We start from the raw sequence: 24,377 nt of genomic DNA on the forward strand, positions 1-24,377 counted from the left end.
GTATGTATGAAGATTTCTTGAACTTTTTCGTAATCTGCTGACAACCAAAGTGCGGATAGTATATAATACCGAATAGTTTTTGCAGGAATGCATTTTGGAGGTTACCGAATGAAAAAGCCGTTACTGTCCGCAGCAGTCGTTCTGACATCCCTTGCGATGCTGGGCGGATGTACAAAGAGTAATATTGTCAATGCCGATCACCAGACCGTTGCCGTGACGGGCAATCCGGAGGACGGTGCGCCGGAGAATGTTGAGATTGACTGGGAGCAGGTCGCAGACGACGCTCATTCGATCTTTGATGATAAAACAGAGTATCCGAACAGTGTCAAGTTCAGTATTTATCTGAATCAGGAGACCAAGGAGATCATGCTTCTCTGGGCGGTTGATGATAAGTTCTCCGCCGAGGACCTGGGACGCTATGCGGAAGATGCGCTGAAGATGTTCAACGATATTGTCGCAACGCAGGATGGCAAGATTGCCATGTCGGATGAGAATTCCTACGGCGGTCTCTGGAAGGATTACGGCGTATCGCTCGGGATCATGCCGGACAGCACCAAGGATGACCGGGATACCTGGTATCTTGACTGCGAGTATCCGGCCGGAGAGGATTTCAAGCTTCCGGATACCAAGGCAGCGCTCGAAGTGCTGAAGAAGCATGCGGCCGAAGAGGCGGCTGCGGCGAAGACCTCCGCAGCGGCCGAGGAGACGGAGAGCAGCTCCGAAGCGGAGGAAGAGGAAGCGGACGAGACAGAATCAGAGACGGAGACAAAGGCGCAGTAAGAAACTGCGAAAGAAAGCGGCAGAGGAACCGTTTGGGTACGGTTTCTCTGCCGCCTTTTTGTGTCATGAGACAGCCCGCTGAGCCTGCGTTTTCTGATACGCATGCTCCGGCAGGAATTCGTTGCATTCATTGCGGCCTTCCATTCATCGCAGCCGTCGTTTTTCGGCAGCTATACCGGTAGTTTTGTTTCAACCATCTCGTGTCCGGTCGGAAGGCCGGAGTGATAGGAATTGCTGCCGATGACAGTCAGAAGTTCTTCCAGATTCTGACGCTGGAGCGAGATCGGGCATTCAATGCTGTGATTCAGCATCCGGAAGATTCCGTCGGTTTTTTCGATGGTCTTCCCGAAAAGATCGGGGAAGGATTCCGTGGATATCAGAGACGGATCCCAGGGGTTGATCCACGGCTCATGGGCGGTGTTGAGACATCCGTGGTAGTCGACGACGCCGTCTGTCACCATTTTCGCGGATGCCACCGGACGGCGCATGACCAGCGATTCGAGAACCGCGAGGCCGAGGCGTTTGTGTCCTTTGGAGTCGGAGAGTGTCCGGGTGCCGATCTTCATGGCAATGATCGAGCGGTGCACCATCGCCGGCGTGACGCGGAAGGTCGAGTGCACCGTCACCGGGTAGTAGACGGAATTGATGCATTCCGACAGAAACCGGCTGATAAACTGGATCTCCTGTCCGTTCAGAAGGATCGTCGCCGTCTGGCTGAATTCCGACGGTTTTTTCTTTTTATAATGCCACAGAAGGATGGCGTCGATGTCATTTTCCAGTTCGGCGTGACGGCCGTAGGAAGCGGCGTTCGGGTGTTCCACACAGTGATCCGACAGAGCATAGATATACGGATGGCAGATGGAATCAGCCGCGTAGTGACTCAGAAGGCCGGCGAGGTAGGCGATGGCCTGACCCTGACGGGTGTTGGAGTCGGTCGAGCCGATGTGACGGATGAAGGTCTCGAAGAAATCCCCCGTGCGGTAGGAATGCATGGTCGAGCCGACGTTGTTGAAACCGCGGTGCCGGAGCCCGGGGATATAATAGAAGAACATATCCGGGCCCTGAAGGCCGAGCTGATAGAGACCGCGGTAGCGGGAGATCAGATATTTCAGCCGGCAGCTGTCGAGGTGCCGGTATGATTTCAGACCGAATATATAATGAGTGGTAAATCCGGGCATGTCAGTTCCTTTCTATGTTCCGCACAGCGAGAGAAGTCAGATTCCGGTGTGCGCATTTCTGCATGTTCAGTATAGCACAGAAGTAATATCGGCGATTTTGCCGGGATCATATAGAGAAAATAAAAACTGTTCGGGATATAACAAATGGCCTCCCCAGCAGTGGGAGGCCATTTGAAAAGGGAGGAGAGCTGAACTATGATCAGCTCAGTATTATGAAAAAAACTTGTAAGCAATTTCCGTAATCTCTTTTTGATTACAACTTCATTATAGGGAGCGTTCATGTCGAAACGGTGTTCTTTTTGTAAAAGAATTTCGAATTAAATATGAACGAAATATGAACCGCATCGGGTTTAAGATTTCCGCAGATGCATGATATAATACGCCATGAACCTCGGCAAGACGGACGGAACCGGGAGAAAAAGCGGGGAGATTCCGCGGGTTCCGAATGCGCGGACCGGGGTGGAAAGGCATTTTTCCGGACGGCAGCGGCCTTACGGAAATGCCGCAGAAAGGAAGGCATATATTGAGAATTCTTCACTGTGCCGACATTCATCTGGACTCGAGGATGTCGGCAAATTTTGATAAAGAAGAGGCGGCTGTGCGCCGCCAGGAAATCCTCGGGACATTTCTGGATATGATTGAAGAGGCGGCGAAAGCGCACACAGATCATATCCTGATCGCCGGTGATCTCACGGACAGCGCGAGAGTGACCGCGACGGTACGCAATACCGTCCTCGGTGCCCTGAGAGATCATCCGGAGATGAAATTCTGGTATGTTCCGGGCAATCACGACACCGGCGCGGATTTCCTTGGCGTCACAGAGGATCTGCCGGACAATCTCCATGTATTCGGAAATGAGTGGGAGACGTGTTCTCTGGATGCGGACGGACGAATCCGGCTTTCCGCGGCGGCGATGGACGGGACGCCCCGCGTCGGGGAAGGTCTGGCGCTTTTGCTGAATCCGGAATGTTTCAACATCGTGATGCTGCACGGACAGGCGGCAGGGTACCACGCGCGGTCGAAGGCAGAGACCATTTCCCTCTCCGCTTTTCGCGGGCGGGGAGTGGATTATCTGGCGCTCGGGCATATCCACTCCCATCAGGAAGGCGAGCTGGACGGCCGGGGGATATTCTGTTATCCGGGATGTCTTGAGGGCCGCGGTTTTGACGAGTGCGGCGAACACGGTTTTGTGACACTCGAGATCGACGAGGACACACTGCGGATGAAGCGGCATTTCATCCCGTTTGCGGGACGTTGTCTGTGGGAGATCCCGGTGGATGTGAGCGGATGCGCGGATTCCGACCGGATGGCGAAACGGATCCGTGAGGAGATGGAGCGGCAGAAAGCGGAGAACATCATCCACGAAGGAGACCTGATCCGGGCTCTTCTGGTTGGAAAGATTCCGGCGGATGCGGAGAAGAATATTCTCTTTCTCCGCCGCAGCATGGAAAAAGAGTTTTTCCATTTTGAGGTGGAAGACCGCACCGGGATTGAGATCGATTATGAGAGCTTCCGGTATGACACCTCGCTGCGCGGCGAGTTTGTGCGGCTTGTGGAACAGGCGGAGATTCCGGAGGAAGAGAAGGCAGAGATCCTTCGATGCGGAATCCGTGAACTCAGCGGGGAGGTGGACGAATTATGAGACTTCGGAGTCTGCACATTGAGAACTTCGGAAAACTCTCCGGAACAGACATGACCTTTGACCGGCCGATGACGGTGATCCTTCGGGAGAACGGTTGGGGAAAGAGCACGCTGGCCGCATTTATCCGCATCATGTTCTACGGTTTCAGCGGAGGTGCGAAGCGGAGCGGGCTGGACAATGAACGCCGCCGCTTCCGTCCGTGGAACGCGGGCGGCGCGTACGGCGGTTCGCTTACGTTTGAGATTGACGGACATCCATACCGGATCGAGCGCATTTTCGGAAGCAGGGAAAAAGAGGATCTGTTTCAGGTCTTCGATGAAGTGACCGGAAAGCCGACGGACGTGTTCACGGACCGGATCGGAGAGGAGATCTTCCGGATCGATGCGGAGTCATTTTCCAGAACCGTGTTTACCGCGCAGATGGATGTGTCGACGTCTTCTACATCCGTGATTCACGCGCGGATCGGCGACAAATCGCAGACCGGCGGGGATATGGAGCGATACGGTGAGGTGAAGGAGCGGCTGAAGAAAGAGCAGGACCGGCTGACTCCCGACCGGAAGACCGGCGCGATCTCGAAGACCCGGGAACGCATTGCCGAGCTGGACGGTATTCTGCGCGGACGGCGTTCGGCGGAGGATGCACTGAAAAAACTTTCGGGCGGGATTGCAGAGTGCCGCCGCCGGAAAGATGAGATCGATCTTCAGCAGAAGGAACTGGCGGAAACGGCGTCGAAGATGGCCGAATCCAGCGACCGGATGCTTCTTTTTCAGCGGTATGACGATCTGCTCGGCGCGGAGAAGAGGGCGGCACAGGAAGCCGAGCGTCTTCGGAAAACGTTTGCGGGGGGAATTCCGGCAAATGCGGCGCTTGAGACGATGATCCGGGAGGCGGGGACGCTTTCCGGGGCGGAAATGACGTCGTTTGCCGAGCATCTGAACGAGGCGGAGACCGAAGAATTCAATCGCCTGATCCGGCTGTTCCATGCGGGCATTCCGGAGGAACAGGAACTGGACGATCTGGTGGAGAAATCGCGCCGGATGGAAAAGATGAAACACTGGGTTGCGGAACACCGTCTCACGGAGGAAGAGGAAAAACGGCTCGCCGAGGGATCGGCGTATTTTACGGCAGCTCTTCCGGAGGAAGCGGAGATTCGCGCGGCGGTTGGCGCCTGGGAGCGGCTTGGGAAAATCCGCAGCGAGATTGAGAGCAGCGAAGCGGCCAGAAAAGCGCTTCGGGAGGAACTCCGGCGACGGAGCGGCAGTGAGCGGAGAGCCGCAGCGGAAACAAGTAACCGGATCCGGAGAATCCTCGGAATTCTGATCTTTGCCGCAGGCTGCGCGGCCGTGTTTCTTCTGACAGACGCGGGCGCTTCCATTTCCCGGGTGGGATTCGGAGCAGCTGCAGCGCTGGCAGGTCTTATGCTGATCGGGCTGTCATTCGGCGGTCGGAAGCAGCAGGCGGAAGAGCGGGAATCGGAAGAGGAATTTCAGGAACTCTCCGATCGGGTTCGGACCGCCAGGGAAGATGCGGCGAAACTGGAGAAAACAGTCCGGGATTTCTTTTATCACTGCGGTATGGCTTACGCGCCGGACCGTGTGAGCGACGACCTCTATGAGATCCGGAGCCGGGCACAGGATTACCGGGAACTGCTGAAGCAGTACAAGGAATTCCGCAATTCCGGTTATGAAGAGACCATCGGGGACATTTCGGCCGAACTCACGGAATATGCACAGCGGCATCACATGGAGATTCCGGAAGAAGGACAGTGGACGGAGACACTGGTGCGTATGGGAAAGGATGCGGCGGAATACCGGATTCTCTCCGCAAGAAACGCCGGCGCGAGAAAAGGCCGGGAGGAGATACGGGAGCGGAAGGCCCGGGTGGAGGAGTATCTCCGCACGCTCGGAATCCGGCCGTCGGAGCCGTATCTAAATCAGCTGACGGATCTGCGTGACCGCACGCGGGCCTATGACCGTGCGGAATCCGACTTCCGTGAGGCGAGATGCGCGAGGGAAGTATTTGAGGCGGAGCACGAAGGGATTGCGAAGGCAGACCGATCGGCACCGGTGATGAGCGGCGGAGAACTGGGCGAGAAAAATGCGCGCCTGGAAGAGGAGGAAGAGCGCATTCTGGCAGAAAAGCGGAGGCTTGAGTCACAGGCCGAGGCGCTTCGGGAAGAACTTGGCCGCCTGGATGAGGCGGAAGAAGAGCGGATCGAAGAGACGGAGAAACTGGAGAAGCTGACCCGCCGGTATGCGGTGATCTCAAAAACCGCAGAGTATCTGGAAAAGGCGGCGGAACGATATTCTGCCCGCTTTCTTGATCCGGTCAGCCGTTCGTTCCGGAAATATTACCGGCTTCTGACCGGGGAGGACGGGGATACATTCCGGATCGATTCCTCCCTCTGTGTCCGGGTGTCGGAATGCGGCGCGCTCCGGGAGGAGGCCTGCTTCAGCGCGGGAATCCGTGACATGATCGGTCTGTGCTCGCGAATGGCGATGACGGACGCGATGTATCCGGGCGAAAAGCCGTTTCTGATTTTCGATGATCCGTTCGTCAATCTGGATGACGAAAAGCAGGAGCGGGCAAGAAAATTTCTGGACGCCGTGTCGGCAGAATATCAGGTGATCATTCTCACCTGCCACGGATAATGCGGGGACGGATGGGATGCAGGTCCGGACGGTGGACGGAGGATGCCGGATTCGGCTTCCGGCGGAAGGCGCGAACCGGCAGGGTGCTTATCAACGGTATTTTAAGACGGTTTTCCGAAAAAACAGGTTGTTCGCATCTTTCGCATGCTGTAGAATGAACCTGTATGTATGGAACAGGAAATTTCCGCGCAGATGCGCACGGGAAATTTAAGGAGGGCAATACTATGCAGAACCCGGTGGTAACGATTGAGATGGAAGACGGCGGAGTGATGACAGCGGAGCTTTATCCGGATGTTGCACCGAACACGGTCAACAATTTCGTCAGCCTGATCAAAAAGGGCTTTTACGACGGCCTGATCTTTCATCGTGTCATCAAAGGATTTATGATCCAGGGCGGCGATCCGGAAGGTACCGGCGCAGGCGGCCCGGGCTATGAGATCAAAGGAGAGTTCCGGGACAACGGTTTCCAGAATGATCTTCGGCACACCAAGGGCGTTCTCTCGATGGCGAGAACCATGGACCCGGATTCCGCCGGTTCCCAGTTCTTCATTATGCACGCGGAGGCTTCCTATCTGGACGGCCAGTATGCGGCGTTCGGAATGCTGACGGACGGCCTCGAGGTTCTCGACAAGATCGCAGGAACCCGCACCGATTTTGATGATCGTCCGCTGAAGGACCAGAAGATCGCAAAGATGACCGTGGATACCTTCGGACAGGAATATCCGGAACCGGAGAAACGTTGATCTTGAAATATACGGTAAATGTTTCCGTGGACGGGAGAATCTGCCCGGTCACGGTTTCCGACGAGAACAAGGCTCTCCTTGCCGCGAAAGCAGCAGGGGGAGCCATTGTCGGTATATGGAGGGAAAACCGGGATACTTCCGGGCTGGATGCCTGCCTCTATCTTGTGACGGGCGTGGAGGATGTGACTGCAGAACTTCTGGAAAAAGCGGCACGGCGGCATCTTCACCTTCCGTGGATCATCGCAGACACTCCACGGCTCAGGATCCGGGAGTTTACGGACAGCGACCCTCTGGAGAAACCAAACCCCTGGGACTGCGGCGTCTTCGCCGAAGAGGAGACGCGCAGGGCGTATATTCGTCATCAGTACCGGTTTTCCGAATACGGTCTCTGGGCTCTGGAAGAGAAGGCGAGCGGCCGGATTATCGGGAAAGCCGGGATTACGGATATCGTGGAAGGAGAAGATATCACTGCATGGCAGCAGGCGGCATGTCCGGAGCAGTTAGCGTATGGGCAGACAGTATGCCCGGAGACGTCAGGACAAGGGCAGGCAGCGAGCCCGGAGAAGCCGGGACAAGGGCAGACGGCACGTCCGGAGCGGATTTATGTTCTTGGCTTTGGAGGGGGAAAGCCGGACTGCGGCATTGGCACCGGCGAACTGGGCTATCACATTTACCCGGAATACCGTGGACAGGGTTTTGCGGAGGAAGCCTGCCGTGCGGTTCTCCGCTATGCGGAGGAAGAGATGGAGCTGGGCGGAATGATTCTCCGTATCCGAAATGACAATACCGCGTCGCAGAGGCTTGCGAAAAAACTGGGATTTCGGTGCAATTCCGCCGGAAAAGCGGATGAAATATAGTAAAAAAGGAAATTGTTTTTTATCTGTACATGATATAAAATATATTGTATACATAAATAATATTATATTTATGATCGTGTAAGATTCGGGAGAATTCCTGAACGATTGAGACCGGAGGGAATCACTATGGAACAGTCACTTCGTCTGCGTGCATACGGAAAGATCAACCTCGGACTGGATGTGACGGGGACAAGGGAGGACGGCTATCATCTGGTACGGATGATTATGCAGTCGGTCCGGATCTATGACCGGATCACGGTTACCCGGAAAAAGACACCGGGGATCGTCCTTCACAACAGTCTGTCCTTTCTGCCGACGGATCGAAGGAATCTGGCATACCGCGCGGCAGAACTCCTGTTTCAGGAGACCGGCATGGAAGAAACGGCCGGTGTGGAGATCCGGATTGAGAAATATCTCCCGGTGGCTGCGGGAATGGCGGGCGGCAGCACGGATGCGGCCGCAGTTCTGTACGGCGTGAACCGGCTGTTCCGGATGGGATTCGACGAGAAAAAACTCTGTGAGCTGGGGCTGCGCCTCGGTGCGGATGTTCCGTTCTGTGTGATGCGCGGAACGGTTCTGGCGGAAGGAATCGGTGAGGAACTGACAAAGCTTCCGGATATGCCGGACTGCAGTATCCTTGTGGTAAAGCCGGACTTTCCGGTCTCGACAAAACAGGTATATCAGGACCTGGACGCGGTTATGCCGGAAGACGGAGATCACTCGGAGAGAGCGGAGCGGTTCCGGGAGAGCAGGCCGGATATCGATGGACTGATCCGCGCCATTGAGGCCGGAAGTATCGGCGGGCTTTTGCCGTGTATGGGAAATGTTCTCGAACAGGTCACGGTTCCGGCGCATCCGGAGATTGCGGAAATCGCAGAGAAGATGGAGGCGCTCGGGGCGGACCGGGCGATGATGAGCGGCAGCGGACCGACGGTATTCGGTATTTTCCGGTCCGGAGACGCCGCAGAAAATGCATATCGAACATTCCGGGAGGAATCCCGAAGAGAGAAGGACGGTGCCAGAATTTATCTTACACAGCCGTATGCGCCGTTAAAACCAGAAAGAGAGGTACGAAAGTGACAGATAAGTTTGAAGTTGACATGACGGAATATCTGCCGCTCCGAGATGTTGTCTTCAAGACACTTCGCGCGGCGATTCTGAAAGGAGAACTGGCACCGGGAGAGCGACTGATGGAGATCAAGCTGGCGAATCAGCTCGGCGTAAGCCGTACTCCGGTCCGTGAGGCGATCCACAAGTTGGAACAGGAAGGACTGGTTCTGATGATCCCGCGCAGAGGCGCGGAGGTCGCAAAGATTTCCTCCAAGATGCTGCAGGATGTTCTCGAGGTGAGACGTTCGCTGGAGGATCTCGCGATTACCCTCGCCTGCCGCAGAATGACGCCGGAGCAGTACCATGATCTGGAAGAGGCGGAGAAGGTATTTGTTCAGGCGATTGCCACCGGTGATTCCCTGAAGATCGCGGAGTCTGATGAGGCGTATCATGATGTGATCTACTATTCCACCGGAAATGCAAAGCTTGTTCAGATCCTGAACAACCTTCGGGAGCAGATGTACCGCTACCGTCTGGAGTATATCAAGGACGGAGAGCAACATGATGTGCTCTGCAGAGAACATGAGCATATCATGAAGACTCTTTTGGAGAAGAATATTCCGGAGGCGTCCAAGGCGATCCGCGAGCATATTGACAATCAGGAGTTCACGGTATTAAAGAACCTGAGAGATCAGGAGGCGCTGGAAGAGAAGCAGGCGCAGGCAAAAAAGGGAAAACGCTGACGGAGACACCGTCTGCGACGGATTACGGTCCGGGGCATGTCATTGCGGCATGCTCCGGTTTTTTTGTCAAAGGAAAGAGTTCCGCACTTTCTATGGTAAAAAGCGCTGTGAGGGATGAGCACGCCGCTGAGGGAAAGAAAAAAAATTATCTTTAAACAAAAGTCAGTCGAAGGATAAAAAAACCATAAACAAAGGTGAACTGCGTTGGCAAGGTGACAGGGTGTCACTATAATGGGTGACAGATTGTCACTAAACGGGAGCCATGGAGATACGAGTCTTTCGGTGATCCCTGCCGGTTCGAGGCAGAAGTGGCACCGATGCGGACATAGATCCGGTATGGACCCGGATGGCAGACAGGAGCAAAAGGTTAGGAGGAACCGATATGCCGACAGAACGGTTTTTTCGTCTTCCGATGGAAAAACAGAAGGCGATCAGACAGGCAGCATTTCGTGAATTTGCAGCGCAGACGCTGGACCTTGTTTCGATCAACCGCATTGTCAAAGATGCGGATATTTCCAGAGGAAGTTTTTATACGTATTTTGAAGACAAATGGGATCTTCTGAACTATCTTCTGGAGTCCTATCAGCGGGCCATCGAGCGGGAGGCACAGAAATCACTGAAAAAAACCGGAGGGGATGTATGGGAAATGTTCCGCGACATCTTTCAGATGATCATTGAGCACTGTCAGGATACGCAGGTCCGTGATTTTATCGGCCACATTCTCGTGAATGAGAATCCGGAATCGGCGCTGAAACTTTTTCCCTGTGTGGAAGAAAGTGAGAAAAACGCCGATATGGAGCGGAAACTCCGGGCTTTCTACGAGGCATACAAAGAAGAAAAGTTCCGGAAGATGCCATTTTCCCGATTTCAGAATTTTATGCAGCTTGCGATGCTGTCGATTCTCCGCAGCGGTGTGGCCGTGATCGGAGAGGTCTGTCCGGATGACTGAGATCAGGCGGACGGCAGCGGAAAATACAGAAGGTCCGGAGAGACAGAAGTTCAAAAGGATGCGAAAATCCCGGAGAACGGACCGTAGGATCAAATGACAAAACAGAAGGTCCGATGAAGAAATCGGACCCTGATAAACAGGCGGATGAGAGCCGGAGAGGAAAGAACGTTCTATGAAAAAGAAGAAACTGATCATTGGTGCAGCAGCTGCTGTGCTGCTTGGCGGAATTATCGTATTCCGTTTTATGCAGAAACCCGAAACCGATGTCGCATCGGCAGTGCCCGCTGTCGTGGTTGAAAAACCGTCGACAGGATCCATCTACGTCGAGACGGGACTGACCGGTTCGATTGAGCCGGCGGATTCTGTTTCGGTTATTCCGAAGGCGGCCGGTGAAGTGACTGAGGTGGCAATTCGTGCCGGTGATGTGGTGCAGGAAGGTCAGAAGCTGGTTCATATTGATACCAAAATGGTTGACAGTGCGAGAATCAGCCGGGACAGTGCGCAGATTGCCGCCTCGGATGCGGCAACCAATCTCAGCAGAATGCAGGCGCTTGCCGCGGCCGGAGACATTTCCCAGCAGCAGCTTGAGCAGGCGAGCTCCTCTGCCCGCACGGCGGCGCTTCAGCTGGAATCGGCAAAGCTGAATCTGAAGAATCAGATGGAATACAGTGATATCACCGCGCCGATTACAGGGCGCGTGGAAAGCGTGAGCGTTGAGGTGCATGACAATGTATCCCAGCAGAATGTGATCTGTGTCATTTCCGGAGAAGGGTCCAAAATCGTTTCCTTCAATGTCACAGACCGTATTGTGAAAAATCTGAACGTCGGTGACCGTATCCGCGTTGAGAAACAGGGAAAAGAGTTTTACGGTCAGATCACCGAGATCAGCTCGATGGTGGACAGCCAGACGGGACTGTTCAAGGTGAAAGCGTCCATGGATGGTGCGGACGACCTCGCAACCGGCGCAACGGTAAAACTCTATGTTGTCGGAAGCAAGGCGGAAAACGTGATGACGATTCCGACCGACTGCATTTATTATAACGGCGGCCAGGCGCAGGTATACACGGTGGACGATGACAACACAACGGTTCACCTGATTCCGGTAACGGTTGGCGTGTATGACAGCAAAAACTCGGAGATTCTCGAGGGCATTGATATGAATTCCCGGGTGATCCAGACCTGGACATCCGAGCTCTTTGAGGGTGCGAAAGTCCAGATCACGGAACCGGATACAGCACCGGAGACGGACGAAAATCCGGAGATCGGTTCTGCGGAAGAGAACAGTCAGGCCGGTCAGGCGAAGTAAGGGGGCACGGAAATGGGTATTACAAAATCAGTTCTGAGGCGCCCGGTCACGACATTTCTCGTGGTCCTCTGCCTTCTTGTATTCGGTGTGTCATCCTTTCTGGGATCCAAGATGGAGCTGATTCCGAAGATGGAAATGCCGATGCTGGTCGTTTACGCGACCTATCCCGGAGCCAACCCGGAGGACGTCAATACGCTGGTTACGCAGCCGATTGAGGATTCCCTCGGCACACTGAACGGAGTAAAGGATATCACGTCGTACTCGAATGCGAATATGTCCTTCCTGCTTCTTCAGTATGAGTACGGCTCGGATATGGATAAGGCCTATGATGACCTGAAGAAGGCAATGGACGGCGTCAAAAACAAGCTTCCCGATGATGTGGATACGCCTTCCATCATTGAGATGGATATGAACGCGCAGGCGTCCATGACCCTGGCGGTTAATAATGACGCCGAATCGAATCTCTATAACTATGTGGACAATACCGTCGTTCCGGAATTCAAAAAACTGAGTTCCGTCGCGAGCGTGGATGTCAGCGGCGGCCAGGAGCAGTATCTGAAGATCGAGCTGATTCCGGAGAAAATGAGCCAGTACCGGCTCAGTATTTCTGCGGTGGCTCAGGCCATCTCTGCTGCGGACTTTTCCATCCCGGCCGGAAAGACGAAGGTGGGCGACCAGAAGCTTTCGGTTACCACCGGCGCCACCTTTGACACGGCGGAAAAACTGAAAAATGTTCCGATCACGTTATCTTCCGGCAACACCATTTACCTTCAGGATGTGGCAAATGTCCGGAATACGCTGAAGGATGCGGCCGGTATCGGCCGATATGACAAGAAGGATACCATCGCGTTGGCACTGAAGAAGAACGACAGTTCCTCGGCGGCGCAGGTATCCAGAGAGGCACACCGGGTAATTGACCGCCTGACCGCGGAGAATCCGAATCTTCAGATCGTTGTCGTAAACGACAGCGCAGACAGTATTAACAGCTCGCTGAAGAGCGTAATGGAGGCAATGGTTGCCGCGGTCATCATTTCCATGATCATCATCTGGCTCTTCTTTGGCGATATCAAGGCGTCCATGATCGTCGGAACCTCGATTCCGGTATCGATTCTGGTGGCTCTGATCGCGATGAGCACGATGGGATTTTCTCTGAACGTCGTTACTCTCGGCGCGCTGGTTCTCGGCGTCGGAATGATGGTCGACAACTCCATCGTTGTGCTGGAGAGCTGTTTCCGTTCAACGGAAGGGAAGGGATTCGACAAATTCCATGAGGCGGCGCTGGACGGAAGCGGTAAAGTCCTGATGTCCATCATCGGATCGACCCTGACTACCTGCGTTGTATTCCTGCCGCTGGCGACACTCTCCGGTCTGTCCGGCCAGATGTTCAAGCCGCTGGGATTCACCATTGTGTTCTGTATGCTCGCTTCACTTCTGTCGGCGATGACGATCGTTCCGCTCTGCTATGTGCTCTATAAGCCGAGAGAGCGCGAGAAGGCGCCGCTGTCGAAGGCTCTGATCTGGATGCAGGACGGCTATCGCGGTATTATGGAGGGCTTCCTTCAGAAAAAGAAGAGAGTCATGCTGGTCAGCGTGGCACTTCTGATCTTCTCCTTTTTCCTTGCGACCAAGATCCATACGGAGCTGATGCCGGCAACCGATGACGGAGAGGTGCAGATCAGTATCAGCATCCGGCCGGGCGCCGATATGCAGAAGGCCGGAGAGATCTTCGGCCGGGTGGAGGACTTTATTGAGAAGGATCCGGATGTGGATCATTTCCTTCTCTCCTACGGAAGTACCGGTCTGTCGGTTCAGAGCGGCTCGTCCGGAACGCTTACGGCATATCTGAAGAAGGACCGGAGCCGGTCGACAAAAGAGATCATCAATGAATGGAAGCCGGTTCTCACGGCTTATCCGGACTGCCGGATTACGCTTACGATGTCCAGTTCGACCTCGATGAGCGGATCCTCCAACGAGTCGGATGTTCAGTATATGCTGCAGGGCGCTCAGTATGATGAGCTGAAGAACGCTTCGGACGAGGTTGTGTCGATCCTCAAGGAGAGGGGAGATATCACCCAGATCCATTCCACGCTGGAGAACTCCGCACCGGTAGTCAAGATTGATGTGGATCCGCTGAAGGCACAGGCGGAAGGACTTTCACCGGCGGCCATCGGAAGCACGGTCAACATGATGCTTTCCGGAAACAAGGCGATGACGCTGAAGGTCAATAGTGATGATATCGAGGTTCGGGTGGAGTATCCGGACGATGAATACGATACGGTCGAAGACGTCCAGAGTATCATTCTTCCGAACAGCAAGGGCGGTTCCGTGGCACTGGCGGATGTGGCGGATATCTATTTTGAGGACAGTCCGAGAAGCATCCAGAGAAAGAACAAACAGTATCAGGTGACCATCAGCGGAGCCTTTGCGGGAGACGTTCCGGCAAAGGAAAAGACCGCGATCTCCGATCAGATTTATCGGGATGTCGTGGCTCCGAAGATGCGGAACGGCATCACCCGTGCCCAGAGTCTGCAGACCGAGATGATGAACGATGAGTTTGCATCGCTCGGAAAAGCAATTTTGACGGCGATCTTCCTGATCTTCGTCGTTATGGCGGCACAGTTTGAGTCTCCGAAATTCTCTCTGATGGTTATGTCCACGATCCCGTTCTCGCTGATCGGCGTGTTCGGATCGCTGTTCTTCTTTGATATCTCGATCAGCATGACATCACTTCTCGGCTTCCTGATGCTGGTCGGAACGGTAGTAAACAACGGTATTCTCTATCTGGATACCGCGAATCAGTACCGGATGACCATGGATCAGAAAACGGCACTGATTGAGGCCGGTGCGACCCGACTTCGCCCGATTCTGATGACAACAATGACCACTGTTCTCTCCATGATCCCGATGGCGGCGACCACCAGCGGAAGCGGACAGGTTATGCAGGGGCTGGCGATGGTAAATATCGGCGGTCTGACGGCTTCGACCGTGCTTTCTCTGCTGATGCTTCCGGTTTATTACGCAGTGGTCAGCCGCAGAAGCAAAGTGGATGCAATGGATATCGACTGATCGGAATCGTGATCAAAGAATGATCGAAGACGGACCGGAAGATTGATCTGGGATGGACCGGAAGACTGGTCAGGGACGGACCGGACGACTGGTCAGGGACGGACCGGAAGATTGATCGAACACGGATCGGACGACAGATCATGAACGGATCGGAAGATTGGTCGGAACAGTTCAGAATGCAGGAGGAATGCAGTTGAAATATAAATTCGCGAAACGGTATGCCGCATTTGCGGCAGCCGCGCTTCTGACGCTTTCCGGGGGGACCGCGGCCTATGCCGGTCCGTCCGGCGAGGTCTCGGAAGAACAGATGACGGAGGAGCGGAAGGCACAGCTCGCGGACAAGGTGGTTGAGTTTGATGAGATTGCGGACCGGATTGAACTGTATAACCAGACATACCGGAACACGCTTCTGACCATCAACAGCTCCGCCATCAACAGCGCGGCGGCACATTCGATGGCGGAAGAGGCGGACAGCCTGATGGAAGATGCGAGGGATGTGAAAGAGGCGGACCGCCTTCTCTATGAGGAATATAAATCCGCGGCGAGAGAGCTCCGGAGACTGGCGGCCGAAACCGGCAACAAAGACCTGTCCGGACAGTATGAGAGAAAGCTCCGGCAGGTAAAGAACAATCTGACCAAGAGTGTGGAGGATGTGCTGATCCAGTATCAGCAGACCGAGGCGAACCGGCAGACCGCGCAGATCGCACAGGAGCTTGCGGCGCAGGGATACAAGAGCGCGCAGGACAGCTATGGTCTCGGACTGGCCGCCACCTCGGGAGTTCTTTCCGCCGCGAAAGGTGAGCTTTCGGCGGAAAACAGTGTTCAGAAACTGGATGCCGGACTTCAGACACTGCGGCAGACGCTCCAGGTGCTTCTTGGTTACGGCGCGGATGAACCGGTGACATTTTCCCCGGTACCGGAGCCGGATCCGGAGCGGATTGCGCATCTCGATCTGAATGCGGATACGGACACGGCGATCGCGTCCAACTATACGCTGATGGACACGAGATCCGCTTCCGCGAAGGGAACGAGAGCCCGCGGAATCAAAAACCGTACCGTCGAGAACTCCAAACAGGAGATTCGCTCGGCGATGGAAAATCTGTATCAGGAAATTCTGTCAAAGAAGCAGGCTTATGAGGCGGCGCAGACCGCATTTTCCGCCGCACAGGCGTCAAGGGCTGCAGCGGAGAGAAAATGGAGTCTCGGTATGCTGAACCGTGCTCAGTATCTGCAGGAACAGATGTCCTATGCTCAGGCAGAGGGAGCGAAGACTTCCGCGTCCCTTGCACTGGTCAAGGCGCTGAATGATTATGAGTGGGGCCGCGCCGGTCTGATCACCATCGGCTGACGCCGGGCAGAGGGCCGATTTTAAGCAAAACAGTCATTGCAGGAGGAAACAGGATGAACAGAACAAGAAAGATCGCTGCGCTTTGTCTGGCCGCCGCGATGTCGGCACTTACGCCGGCAGCGGCATTTGCGGCCAGCCCGCAGTTTGCGCATGACGAGGCAACCTGGGCGAGACTCCGGGACAATGTCATGGAATATGATGAACTGGAAATGCTGGTGGAGGAATACAATCCGGATTATCTGAATAATCAGGCGGAATATCAGGGCAATAAAGGCGTTGAGGACGCCAATGCCGTCCGGCAGAAAAAACTGGACAATGCCAATGATCTACGCGATCAGGCGGAGTCCATGCGGGACCGCGCTTCCTCCATGGAAGCGATGTTCTCTTCGATTGAAGATCTGACGGGAATGCTGCCGGTGATGAATGATACAACCCTGAAGGGAATGGGGGTGACATCTTCCGGTCTCAGCGCGGTCGGATCCGGCTATGCATCGATGCTCGCTGCAGCGGCGATGCTGGAGCAGAGCGCCCTTTCCACGGAACAGTCGGCGGCGGCCTCTTATGAGGACAGTGAGTCGAGAAGTCTGAGCCTTCAGAATAAACAGCTGGGACTGAAAGCGCAGACCAAAGCGCTCTTTGCTTCCTATAATCTGACGAAGAAATCCGTGGATTCCCTGAACGCCAATCTTGCGGTGGTACAGAAGTCCTGTGAGACGGTTCAGCATCAGCAGGCTCTCGGAATGGCGACATCCACCGATGTTCTGAAAGCGCAGAATTCCCTCCAGTCTCTTCAGTCGTCCATCACTTCCACGCAGGCGACGGCGGAGCAGCTTCGCCAGAAACTCTGTCTGGCAACCGGGTGGAAATACAATGATCAGCCGGAGATTCAGGATATCCCGGCTGCAGACCCTGCAAAGGTGGATGTGCTGAATCCGTCGGAGGATATTCCCAAAGCGATGGATGCCAACCTGTCGCTGAAATACAATCAGCGGATGTTTGCCAATATGTCCGAGGGATCGGTGGATTACAAGAATATGAAACGCACCATCGAGAATCAGAAGGAGAATATCAAGACAAAAGTCAGCACACTGTATAATACCGCTGTTCAGAACCGCACTGCCCGAAAAGTGGCAGAGGCGGCGCTCAGTGAGAAACAGCAGGCGCTGAACAGCGCGCAGACACGGTTTGCGCTCGGCATGGCTTCTTCGTCGGAACTGCTGAGCGCCCAGTCACAGCTCTTCGCGGCGCAGATCGATCTGGCTACTGCGGATGCGAACCTTCAGCAGGCTCTGGAAAATTACGATTTTGCGATGAGAGGATATGTGGCGCAGAACTGATCCAATGGGTCGGTGAGGCAGAAGAAAGGAAAAGAATAATCCGATCGGGAAACTTCCGCATATGCACGGAAATGGTGCATATGCGGAAGTTTTGTGCTATATTAGTGCGGTATTGGCAATGGAAATCGCGCTTTCTGCGCGGAAAGGATATAAAGAAGTTATGAAAAAGACAGTACTGGTTCTGTTCGGCGGACAGTCGTCCGAGCATGAGGTTTCCTGCAAATCGGCAATCAACGTGATCCGGAATGTGGATCCGGAACTTTTCGAGACGGTTCTGATCGGAATCACAAAGACGGGTGAATGGCTCTATGTGGATTCGGTCGGGGAGATTGAGAAGGATACCTGGAGGAATTCCGCGAAGAAGGCATTTATGGCACCGGATGCGGTGGAAAAGGCTGTCGTGATCCTGGACGGAGAACATTTCTCCAAAAAGAGAGTGGATGTCGCCATTCCGGTTCTGCACGGTCTCTACGGTGAGGACGGGACGGTTCAGGGCATTTTCGAACTCGCGAAGCTCCCGTATGTCGGCTGCGGCGTGTTCGCGTCCTCCGCGTCCATGGATAAATTCTATACCAAGGTTGTGGTTGACCGCGCAGGGGTCCGCCAGGCGGCATATGAGCCGGTATTTAAGGATGAACTGGGGGATATGGATGCCGTGACTGCCAGAATCGAGGGACGCTTCAGCTATCCGGTTTTCATCAAGCCGGCAAACGAGGGTTCCTCCTGCGGCATCACCAAGGCTGAAAACCGCGACATGCTTGTGTCCGGTCTGAAACTGGCCGCGGAGCATGACCGCAAGATCCTGGTGGAAGAGACGATCGTCGGCCGGGAGATCGAGTGCGCGGTCTTCGGAGGCGGAAAAGATCCGGTGGTTGCATTCGGCGTGGGCGAGATTCAGGCGGCTGCCGATTACTATGATTATGATGCAAAGTACAACAATCCGGAATCCAAAACCATTGTCGGACCGGAACTTCCGGGAAATGCGGCGCAGGAGGTTATGGATTCTGCGGTGAAGATCTTCCGTGCAGTGGACGGCTACGGCCTTGCCCGCGTGGACTTCTTTGTGTGCGAGGACGGAACCGTGGTGTTCAACGAGCTGAACACACTTCCGGGCTTTACGGCCATCAGTATGTATCCGATGATCGCGGAAGCGGCTGGATATGATAAGATGGCTCTGATCTCGAAACTCATTGACAGCGCCATGAAGAGGTACGAACGATAATGACAGAAGATGTGCTTGTCCGTGTAACCGGCAGACACCTTATGGAACAGGACAGCGGCGAGATCGGAGTGACCGCGGAGGGATCCTATTACGAAAAGAGCAGCGGACATTTTCTCGCGTACGATGAAATTCAGGAAGGCGGAGAAAAAGTCCATGTGGTTCTGAAGATAGGAGCGGACCGCGTCGATATGATGCGGAGCGGCGCGGTGAAAACGCATATGGAGTTTCTTCCGGGCCGGACCACGAAGAACTGCTATTACACGCCGTACGGCGAAATGCTGCTCAGCGTGACGACGAAGGAACTGGCGACGGACATCCGGGAGGATCGGATCGAGGTGAGAATCCGATATCTTCTGGAGATCGACGGCGGCGCGGGAAGCAGCGCCGAGATCCGGATCACGGCGGTTCCGCGAAAATGAGATGATCCACCGGAAGACGGTTTTACCGCGCTTCCCCGTATTGCCGGAATCGGCAAAGGAATGCTCCGGAGTTTCGGTCCCGGCCGGTGTTCGTATGACTGTGTGACCGAATGACCGGAAAATGTCTTTCTATGAAAAAAGATGCCGTGCATCAGCTGACTGATCAACTGATGCACGGCATCTTTTTGTATTTACGCGGCTGAACCGCAAAAGCCCACGCCATAGGGAGGCATTGGCGACTGCCGCTTTTTGGTTTTGATATCATTCGCGGCCGGTGAAAACCGGATCGCGATTACTTTTTCCTGCTGTTGGCCTGAGCTCTGTTCGCAGCGCCTGCAGCTTTCTCTGCAAGCCATGCGCGCCAGCCGGTCGGTTTCTTGACCGGAAGAAGGCTTCCGCCGCGAACACTCTTTACATCGGTGATGTAAAGTCCGCTGATGATGACATTGCATTCCTTTTTCAGCGGAAGCTGCTCGAAGACATTGCCGTCCGCGATCATGGTCATGACTCTCGGTCCGATCTTTGCCTTGACAATCGGGAGCTTCATGCGTTTGGAGTACCACGGAACCTGGTCGATCACCTGCTTCGGAAGTCCGGACTCTGTGATCTTGAGTCTCTTTTTGTCAATTACCAGAATAGTTGCGGGCTGCTTCGCTGCCTCCAGCATCTCCTGCGACTGCGCCTGATTCTTCTGCGCTTTATTACCCATAAAGTACAGAACCACAAGACCGACGATCAGGATGATGAGGATGACCAGCAGAACGATGGTCAGTGTGCTCATATTATCTTATACCTCCGGTTGAAATGCTCCGCGGCCTAAGGAATCCCACATATGACCCGCTTCAGCTTCCGCAGATGCTCATACAGAAAGGTATTATAGCATTTGAAGGGCAAATTAGCAAGATACAACGGCGGAATCGGCGGCATTTTCGGCAATTTTGTTCCTTATTATACGTTGACGTATTGACATTCAGATGATATTATGGAATGTGCACTATTGTGGATTCGTGGGCCTAACAGCCCGGGGAGAAACAACAGAAGAGTCCGCTTTTAAAAGGGATTCGGTACCTCACAAAGCCGAAAGGCTCTTCGTGCTGTAAGGCGCGAAGCGTACATGCATAAGAAAGAATACAGGGGTGAAACGTCGAATGGAAAAATGCAGAATGCATCCGGTCAAATCCGGCAAGGGCCAAAGAATGACATTTGCCAGACACAAGGAAGTTCTTGATATCCCGAATCTTATCGATGTCCAGAAGAACTCCTACCAGTGGTTCCTTGATCAGGGACTCAGGGAGGCTTTTGATGACATCTCTCCGATCAGGGATTTCAACGGCAACATGAGTCTGGAATTTGTCAGCTTCTCGCTCAAGAAGAAAAGCAGCGGCGAGTACGATACAAAGTATTCCATTGAGGAATGCAAGGAAAGAGACGCGACATACGCAGCTCCGCTTATGGCGAAAGTTAGGCTTTTACTGGCGGACGGAACCTTCAAAGAGCAGGAAGTCTTCATGGGCGACCTGCCGATCATGACGGATACCGGCTCCTTTGTCATCAATGGAGCAGAGCGTGTTATCGTCAGCCAGCTGGTACGTTCTCCGGGCATCTATTATGACATTACCGCTGATAACAAGATGAATAAAGACCTCTACTCCTGTACTGTCATCCCGAACAGAGGTGCATGGCTGGAGTATGAGACCGACGCGAACGATGTGTTCTGGGTTCGTGTCGACAGAACCAGAAAAGTTCCGGTTACTGTTCTGATCCGTGCACTTGGATACGGAACCAATGCTGAGATTCTCGAGCTGTTCGGCGATGAGCTGAAGCTGGAGAAGAGCTTTGAGAAGGATACTTCCACCAATGTGAAGGAAGGTCTTCTGGAACTCTACAAGAAGGTACGCCCGGGCGAGCCGCTTTCCGAGGACAGCGCGCGCAGCCTGTTTGACGGCATGTTCTTCGATCCGAAGCGCTACGACCTTGCAAAGGTTGGACGCTACAAGTTTAATAAGAAGCTGAGCTTCCGCACACGCCTTGACGGACATACTCTTGCAGAGGATGCGGTAGATCAGACCACCGGCGAGATCATCGCCGAGGCAGGCACCGCACTTGACCGGGAGACTGCACAGAAGATCCAGGATGCGGGCATCCCGTTCGTATTCATTGCGGGTGAGAAGAAGAACAGCAAAGTTCTCTCCAACCTGTCTGTCAACATGGCAAACTATGTTGACTTCGATCCGGCTGAGGTCGGCGTGGAAGAGGCGGTTTACTATCCGGCACTGAAGGCAATCCTCGACAAGGCCGAGGCGGAAGAGCTGGATCAGGATACCGTAAAGGAACTGTGCCGCGAGAATCTTCACGAGCTCGTTCCGAAGCACATCACAAAAGAAGATATCATTGCGTCCATCAACTACTGCATGCACCTCGAAGAGGGCATCGGTCAGCACGATGATATCGACCATCTGGGCAACCGTCGTATCCGTTCCGTAGGTGAACTCCTTCAGAACCAGTACAGAATCGGTCTTTCCCGAATGGAGAGAGTTGTTCGCGAGAGAATGACCACACAGGAAGCAAAGGATATCTCGATCCAGGGCCTGATCAACATCAAGCCGGTAACCGCAGCAGTGAAGGAGTTCTTCGGAAGTTCCCAGCTGTCCCAGTTCATGGATCAGAACAACCCGCTTTCCGAGCTTACACATAAGAGACGTCTTTCTGCCCTTGGTCCGGGCGGTCTGTCCAGAGACCGTGCGGGATTCGAGGTTCGAGACGTACACTATACCCACTACGGACGTATGTGCCCGATCGAGACACCGGAGGGTCCGAACATCGGTCTGATCAACTCTCTTGCAACCTATGCAAGAGTCAATGAATACGGATTCGTCGAGGCTCCGTACCGCGTTGTGGATAAGAGTGATCCGAAGAACCCGCGCGTAACCGATGAGGTTCGTTATCTTACGGCGGATGAAGAGGATGATTTCATCGTAGCGCAGGCGAACGAGCCGCTGGATGAGGAAGGCCATTTCATCAATAAGAACGTTTCCGGACGTTACCGCGAGGCGACCGCATCCTTCCCGAAGAGAAGCGTGGATCTGATGGACGTATCCCCGAAGATGGTATTCTCCGTGGCAACATCCATGATTCCGTTCCTTCAGAACGACGATGCGAACCGTGCGCTGATGGGATCCAACATGCAGCGTCAGGCCGTTCCGCTGCTCACAACCGAGAGATGTGCAGTCAGCACCGGTATTGACGCGATCGCCGCAGTTGATTCCGGCGTCTGCGTTGTCGCAAAGAATGCGGGTACGGTTGTGATGGCTGCATCCAACTGCATCACCATTCGCAGAGACTCTGACGGTGTGATCGATACCTATCACCTGACCAAGTTCATGCGCAGCAACCAGTCCAACTGCTACAACCAGAAGCCGATTGTCAACAAGGACGAGCACGTAGAGGCCGGCGATGTCATCGCAGACGGTCCGTCCACCTGCAACGGCGAGATTTCCCTCGGTAAGAACCCGCTGATCGGATTCATGACCTGGGAAGGTTACAACTACGAGGACGCGGTTCTGATCAGTGAGCGTCTGATCAAGGAAGACGTATATACTTCCGTTCATATCGAGGAGTACTCCGTTGAGTGCCGCGACACCAAGCTTGGACCGGAAGAGTTTACCAGAGACGTACCGGGCGTCGGCGATGCCGCTCTCAAGCAGCTTGACGAGCGCGGAATCATCCGCATCGGTGCAGAAGTACGTACCGGAGACATCCTTGTCGGTAAGGTTACCCCGAAGGGTGAGACCGAGCTGACCGCGGAAGAGAGACTTCTCCGCGCCATCTTCGGTGAGAAGGCAAAGGAAGTCCGCGATACATCCCTGAAAGTTCCACACGGAGCATACGGTATCGTCGTTTCTGCGAGAATCTTCTCCAGAGAGAACGGCGATGAACTTCCGCCGGGTGTAAATGAGTCCGTTCGCATCTACATTGCACAGAAGAGAAAGATCTCTGTCGGCGATAAGATGGCAGGACGTCACGGTAACAAGGGTTGCGTATCCCGTATCCTTCCGGTAGAGGATATGCCGTTCCTGCCGAACGGCCGTCCGCTGGATATCGTGCTGAACCCGCTGGGCGTTCCGTCCCGAATGAATATCGGACAGGTGCTTGAGATCCACCTGAGCCTTGCTGCAAAGGTTCTCGGTGTGGATATCGCCTCCCCGATCTTTGACGGCGCAACCGAGAAAGAGATCCAGGATCTTCTTGAGCTGGCAAACGATTACGTAAACTCCAGCTGGGAAGACTTCAAGGCAAAATACGAAAACAACTGTGATCCGGAACTTCTGGCAGTTCTCGGCGACGAGGAGCACCTCGCGCACAGAGCACTCTGGAGAGGTGTTCCGATCAGCCGTGATGGTAAGATCCGTCTCCGCGACGGACGTTCCGGTGAGTTCTTTGATAACCCGACCACTGTCGGACACATGAACTACCTGAAACTCCACCATCTGGTAGATGATAAGATCCATGCACGTTCCACCGGACCATACTCCCTCGTTACACAGCAGCCTCTGGGCGGAAAAGCTCAGTTCGGCGGCCAGCGTTTCGGAGAGATGGAGGTTTGGGCTCTCGAGGCGTACGGTGCATCCTACACACTGCAGGAGATCCTGACCGTGAAGTCGGATGACGTAGTCGGACGTGTTAAGACATACGAGGCGATCATTAAGGGCGAGAACATTCCGGAGCCGGGTATTCCGGAGTCCTTCAAGGTAATGCTGAAGGAACTTCAGGCACTTGCACTGGATGTCAAGGTTCTTGATGAGAATGGCCAGGAGGTTGACCTGTCCGAGAACATCGACGAGCAGGAACCGACATTCCGCTCTGTTCTTGAGGCTGACAGCAGACGCTATCAGAGGGAAAATGAATCCCTCGGACAGCTCGGCTACCAGGAGCAGGAATTCAGAGACGGAGAACTGAAGAGCGTAGAGGGCGCACCGACACTGAGCGATGGCGCAGAAGTAATCACGAATGATGACGAATTCGGCGATGATTTCAGTGTAGCTGACGATTTTTCAGGTTCAGACGAGGAATAACGGAAGGGAGTTCT

17 protein-coding genes are annotated in these 24,377 nt (G+C 54.2%); 15 read left to right on the forward strand and 2 right to left on the reverse strand.

Annotated features, from left to right (window positions below; genetic code table 11):
- The first annotated feature begins 108 nt into the window (after nucleotides 1-108).
- Nucleotides 109-780, forward strand: a complete 672-nt coding sequence (locus BR86_RS0106810; RefSeq protein ID WP_051684650.1) for a hypothetical protein — start codon at nucleotides 109-111, stop codon at nucleotides 778-780.
- A gap of 170 nt (nucleotides 781-950) precedes the next feature.
- On the opposite strand, the gene BR86_RS0106815 is transcribed toward BR86_RS0106810, so the two are convergent.
- Nucleotides 951-1,958 carry a zinc dependent phospholipase C family protein gene (locus BR86_RS0106815; protein WP_051684651.1) on the reverse strand — a complete coding sequence of 336 codons (1,008 nt, stop codon included), beginning with the start codon at nucleotides 1,956-1,958 and terminating at the stop codon, nucleotides 951-953.
- 523 nt (nucleotides 1,959-2,481) lie between these two features.
- Between BR86_RS0106815 and BR86_RS0106820 the strand changes: the two genes are divergently transcribed.
- The 13 genes from BR86_RS0106820 (at nucleotide 2,482) to BR86_RS0106890 (ending at nucleotide 19,291) form a co-directional block, all read left to right on the forward strand.
- A complete protein-coding gene (locus BR86_RS0106820; protein ID WP_031472430.1) occupies nucleotides 2,482-3,600 on the forward strand; it encodes a metallophosphoesterase family protein in 1,119 nt (372 codons plus the stop codon).
- On the forward strand, nucleotides 3,597-6,251 hold the full coding sequence (locus tag BR86_RS14610; RefSeq protein WP_038288129.1) for an AAA family ATPase: 2,655 nt from the start codon (nucleotides 3,597-3,599) through the stop codon (nucleotides 6,249-6,251). The genes BR86_RS0106820 and BR86_RS14610 overlap by 4 nt, the downstream gene beginning before the upstream one ends.
- A gap of 224 nt (nucleotides 6,252-6,475) precedes the next feature.
- Nucleotides 6,476-6,994 carry a peptidylprolyl isomerase gene (locus BR86_RS0106835; RefSeq protein WP_031472434.1) on the forward strand — a complete coding sequence of 173 codons (519 nt, stop codon included), beginning with the start codon at nucleotides 6,476-6,478 and terminating at the stop codon, nucleotides 6,992-6,994.
- Nucleotides 6,995-6,996: 2 nt separating this feature from the next.
- Nucleotides 6,997-7,851, forward strand: a complete 855-nt coding sequence (locus BR86_RS14615) for a GNAT family N-acetyltransferase (protein ID WP_038288135.1) — start codon at nucleotides 6,997-6,999, stop codon at nucleotides 7,849-7,851.
- A gap of 126 nt (nucleotides 7,852-7,977) precedes the next feature.
- Nucleotides 7,978-8,931, forward strand: coding sequence for a 4-(cytidine 5'-diphospho)-2-C-methyl-D-erythritol kinase (gene ispE, locus BR86_RS0106845; protein ID WP_038288137.1), 954 nt, complete (start codon nucleotides 7,978-7,980; stop codon nucleotides 8,929-8,931).
- Nucleotides 8,928-9,644 carry a GntR family transcriptional regulator gene (locus BR86_RS0106850; protein WP_031472440.1) on the forward strand — a complete coding sequence of 239 codons (717 nt, stop codon included), beginning with the start codon at nucleotides 8,928-8,930 and terminating at the stop codon, nucleotides 9,642-9,644. The genes ispE and BR86_RS0106850 overlap by 4 nt, the downstream gene beginning before the upstream one ends.
- Nucleotides 9,645-10,026: 382 nt before the next feature.
- On the forward strand, nucleotides 10,027-10,593 hold the full coding sequence (locus BR86_RS15195; RefSeq protein WP_051684653.1) for a TetR/AcrR family transcriptional regulator: 567 nt from the start codon (nucleotides 10,027-10,029) through the stop codon (nucleotides 10,591-10,593).
- A gap of 172 nt (nucleotides 10,594-10,765) precedes the next feature.
- Nucleotides 10,766-11,899 (forward strand): efflux RND transporter periplasmic adaptor subunit, encoded by a 1,134-nt coding sequence (locus BR86_RS0106865; protein ID WP_031472444.1) that lies wholly within the window; start codon nucleotides 10,766-10,768, stop codon nucleotides 11,897-11,899.
- A gap of 12 nt (nucleotides 11,900-11,911) precedes the next feature.
- The gene (locus BR86_RS0106870; protein WP_031472446.1) at nucleotides 11,912-14,965 is read left to right on the forward strand and encodes an efflux RND transporter permease subunit; all 3,054 of its coding nucleotides are present in this window, start codon (nucleotides 11,912-11,914) and stop codon (nucleotides 14,963-14,965) included.
- 193 nt (nucleotides 14,966-15,158) lie between these two features.
- Nucleotides 15,159-16,313 carry a TolC family protein gene (locus tag BR86_RS0106875; RefSeq protein ID WP_031472448.1) on the forward strand — a complete coding sequence of 385 codons (1,155 nt, stop codon included), beginning with the start codon at nucleotides 15,159-15,161 and terminating at the stop codon, nucleotides 16,311-16,313.
- Between the two features lie 53 nt (nucleotides 16,314-16,366).
- Nucleotides 16,367-17,650, forward strand: coding sequence for a TolC family protein (locus tag BR86_RS0106880; RefSeq protein WP_031472450.1), 1,284 nt, complete (start codon nucleotides 16,367-16,369; stop codon nucleotides 17,648-17,650).
- Between the two features lie 160 nt (nucleotides 17,651-17,810).
- Nucleotides 17,811-18,872 (forward strand): D-alanine--D-alanine ligase family protein, encoded by a 1,062-nt coding sequence (locus BR86_RS0106885; RefSeq protein WP_031472452.1) that lies wholly within the window; start codon nucleotides 17,811-17,813, stop codon nucleotides 18,870-18,872.
- Nucleotides 18,872-19,291, forward strand: a complete 420-nt coding sequence (locus BR86_RS0106890; RefSeq protein ID WP_031472454.1) for a YwiB family protein — start codon at nucleotides 18,872-18,874, stop codon at nucleotides 19,289-19,291. Before BR86_RS0106885 ends, BR86_RS0106890 begins: the two co-directional genes overlap by 1 nt.
- A 292-nt stretch (nucleotides 19,292-19,583) precedes the next feature.
- On the opposite strand, the gene BR86_RS0106895 is transcribed toward BR86_RS0106890, so the two are convergent.
- Nucleotides 19,584-20,072 (reverse strand): hypothetical protein, encoded by a 489-nt coding sequence (locus tag BR86_RS0106895; protein ID WP_031472456.1) that lies wholly within the window; start codon nucleotides 20,070-20,072, stop codon nucleotides 19,584-19,586.
- A gap of 367 nt (nucleotides 20,073-20,439) precedes the next feature.
- Between BR86_RS0106895 and rpoB the strand changes: the two genes are divergently transcribed.
- Nucleotides 20,440-24,363 (forward strand): DNA-directed RNA polymerase subunit beta, encoded by a 3,924-nt coding sequence (rpoB, locus tag BR86_RS0106900; RefSeq protein WP_031472458.1) that lies wholly within the window; start codon nucleotides 20,440-20,442, stop codon nucleotides 24,361-24,363.
- Nucleotides 24,364-24,377: the final 14 nt, after the last annotated feature.

Source organism: [Clostridium] aminophilum DSM 10710, from assembly GCF_000711825.1.
GTDB lineage: Bacteria > Bacillota > Clostridia > Lachnospirales > Lachnospiraceae > Clostridium_R > Clostridium_R aminophilum.

What these genes read in the sequence shown, in the direction of transcription:
- BR86_RS0106810 (WP_051684650.1), top strand. Translation starts at nt 109, where the DNA reads ATGAAAAAGCCGTTACTGTCCGCAGCAGTCGTTCTGACATCCCTTGCG.
- BR86_RS0106815 (WP_051684651.1), bottom strand. Translation starts at nt 1,958, where the DNA reads ATGCCCGGATTTACCACTCATTATATATTCGGTCTGAAATCATACCGG.
- BR86_RS14610 (WP_038288129.1), top strand. Translation starts at nt 3,597, where the DNA reads ATGAGACTTCGGAGTCTGCACATTGAGAACTTCGGAAAACTCTCCGGA.
- BR86_RS0106835 (WP_031472434.1), top strand. Translation starts at nt 6,476, where the DNA reads ATGCAGAACCCGGTGGTAACGATTGAGATGGAAGACGGCGGAGTGATG.
- ispE (WP_038288137.1), top strand. Translation starts at nt 7,978, where the DNA reads ATGGAACAGTCACTTCGTCTGCGTGCATACGGAAAGATCAACCTCGGA.
- BR86_RS15195 (WP_051684653.1), top strand. Translation starts at nt 10,027, where the DNA reads ATGCCGACAGAACGGTTTTTTCGTCTTCCGATGGAAAAACAGAAGGCG.
- BR86_RS0106865 (WP_031472444.1), top strand. Translation starts at nt 10,766, where the DNA reads ATGAAAAAGAAGAAACTGATCATTGGTGCAGCAGCTGCTGTGCTGCTT.
- BR86_RS0106870 (WP_031472446.1), top strand. Translation starts at nt 11,912, where the DNA reads ATGGGTATTACAAAATCAGTTCTGAGGCGCCCGGTCACGACATTTCTC.
- BR86_RS0106880 (WP_031472450.1), top strand. Translation starts at nt 16,367, where the DNA reads ATGAACAGAACAAGAAAGATCGCTGCGCTTTGTCTGGCCGCCGCGATG.
- BR86_RS0106885 (WP_031472452.1), top strand. Translation starts at nt 17,811, where the DNA reads ATGAAAAAGACAGTACTGGTTCTGTTCGGCGGACAGTCGTCCGAGCAT.
- BR86_RS0106890 (WP_031472454.1), top strand. Translation starts at nt 18,872, where the DNA reads ATGACAGAAGATGTGCTTGTCCGTGTAACCGGCAGACACCTTATGGAA.
- BR86_RS0106895 (WP_031472456.1), bottom strand. Translation starts at nt 20,072, where the DNA reads ATGAGCACACTGACCATCGTTCTGCTGGTCATCCTCATCATCCTGATC.
- rpoB (WP_031472458.1), top strand. Translation starts at nt 20,440, where the DNA reads ATGGAAAAATGCAGAATGCATCCGGTCAAATCCGGCAAGGGCCAAAGA.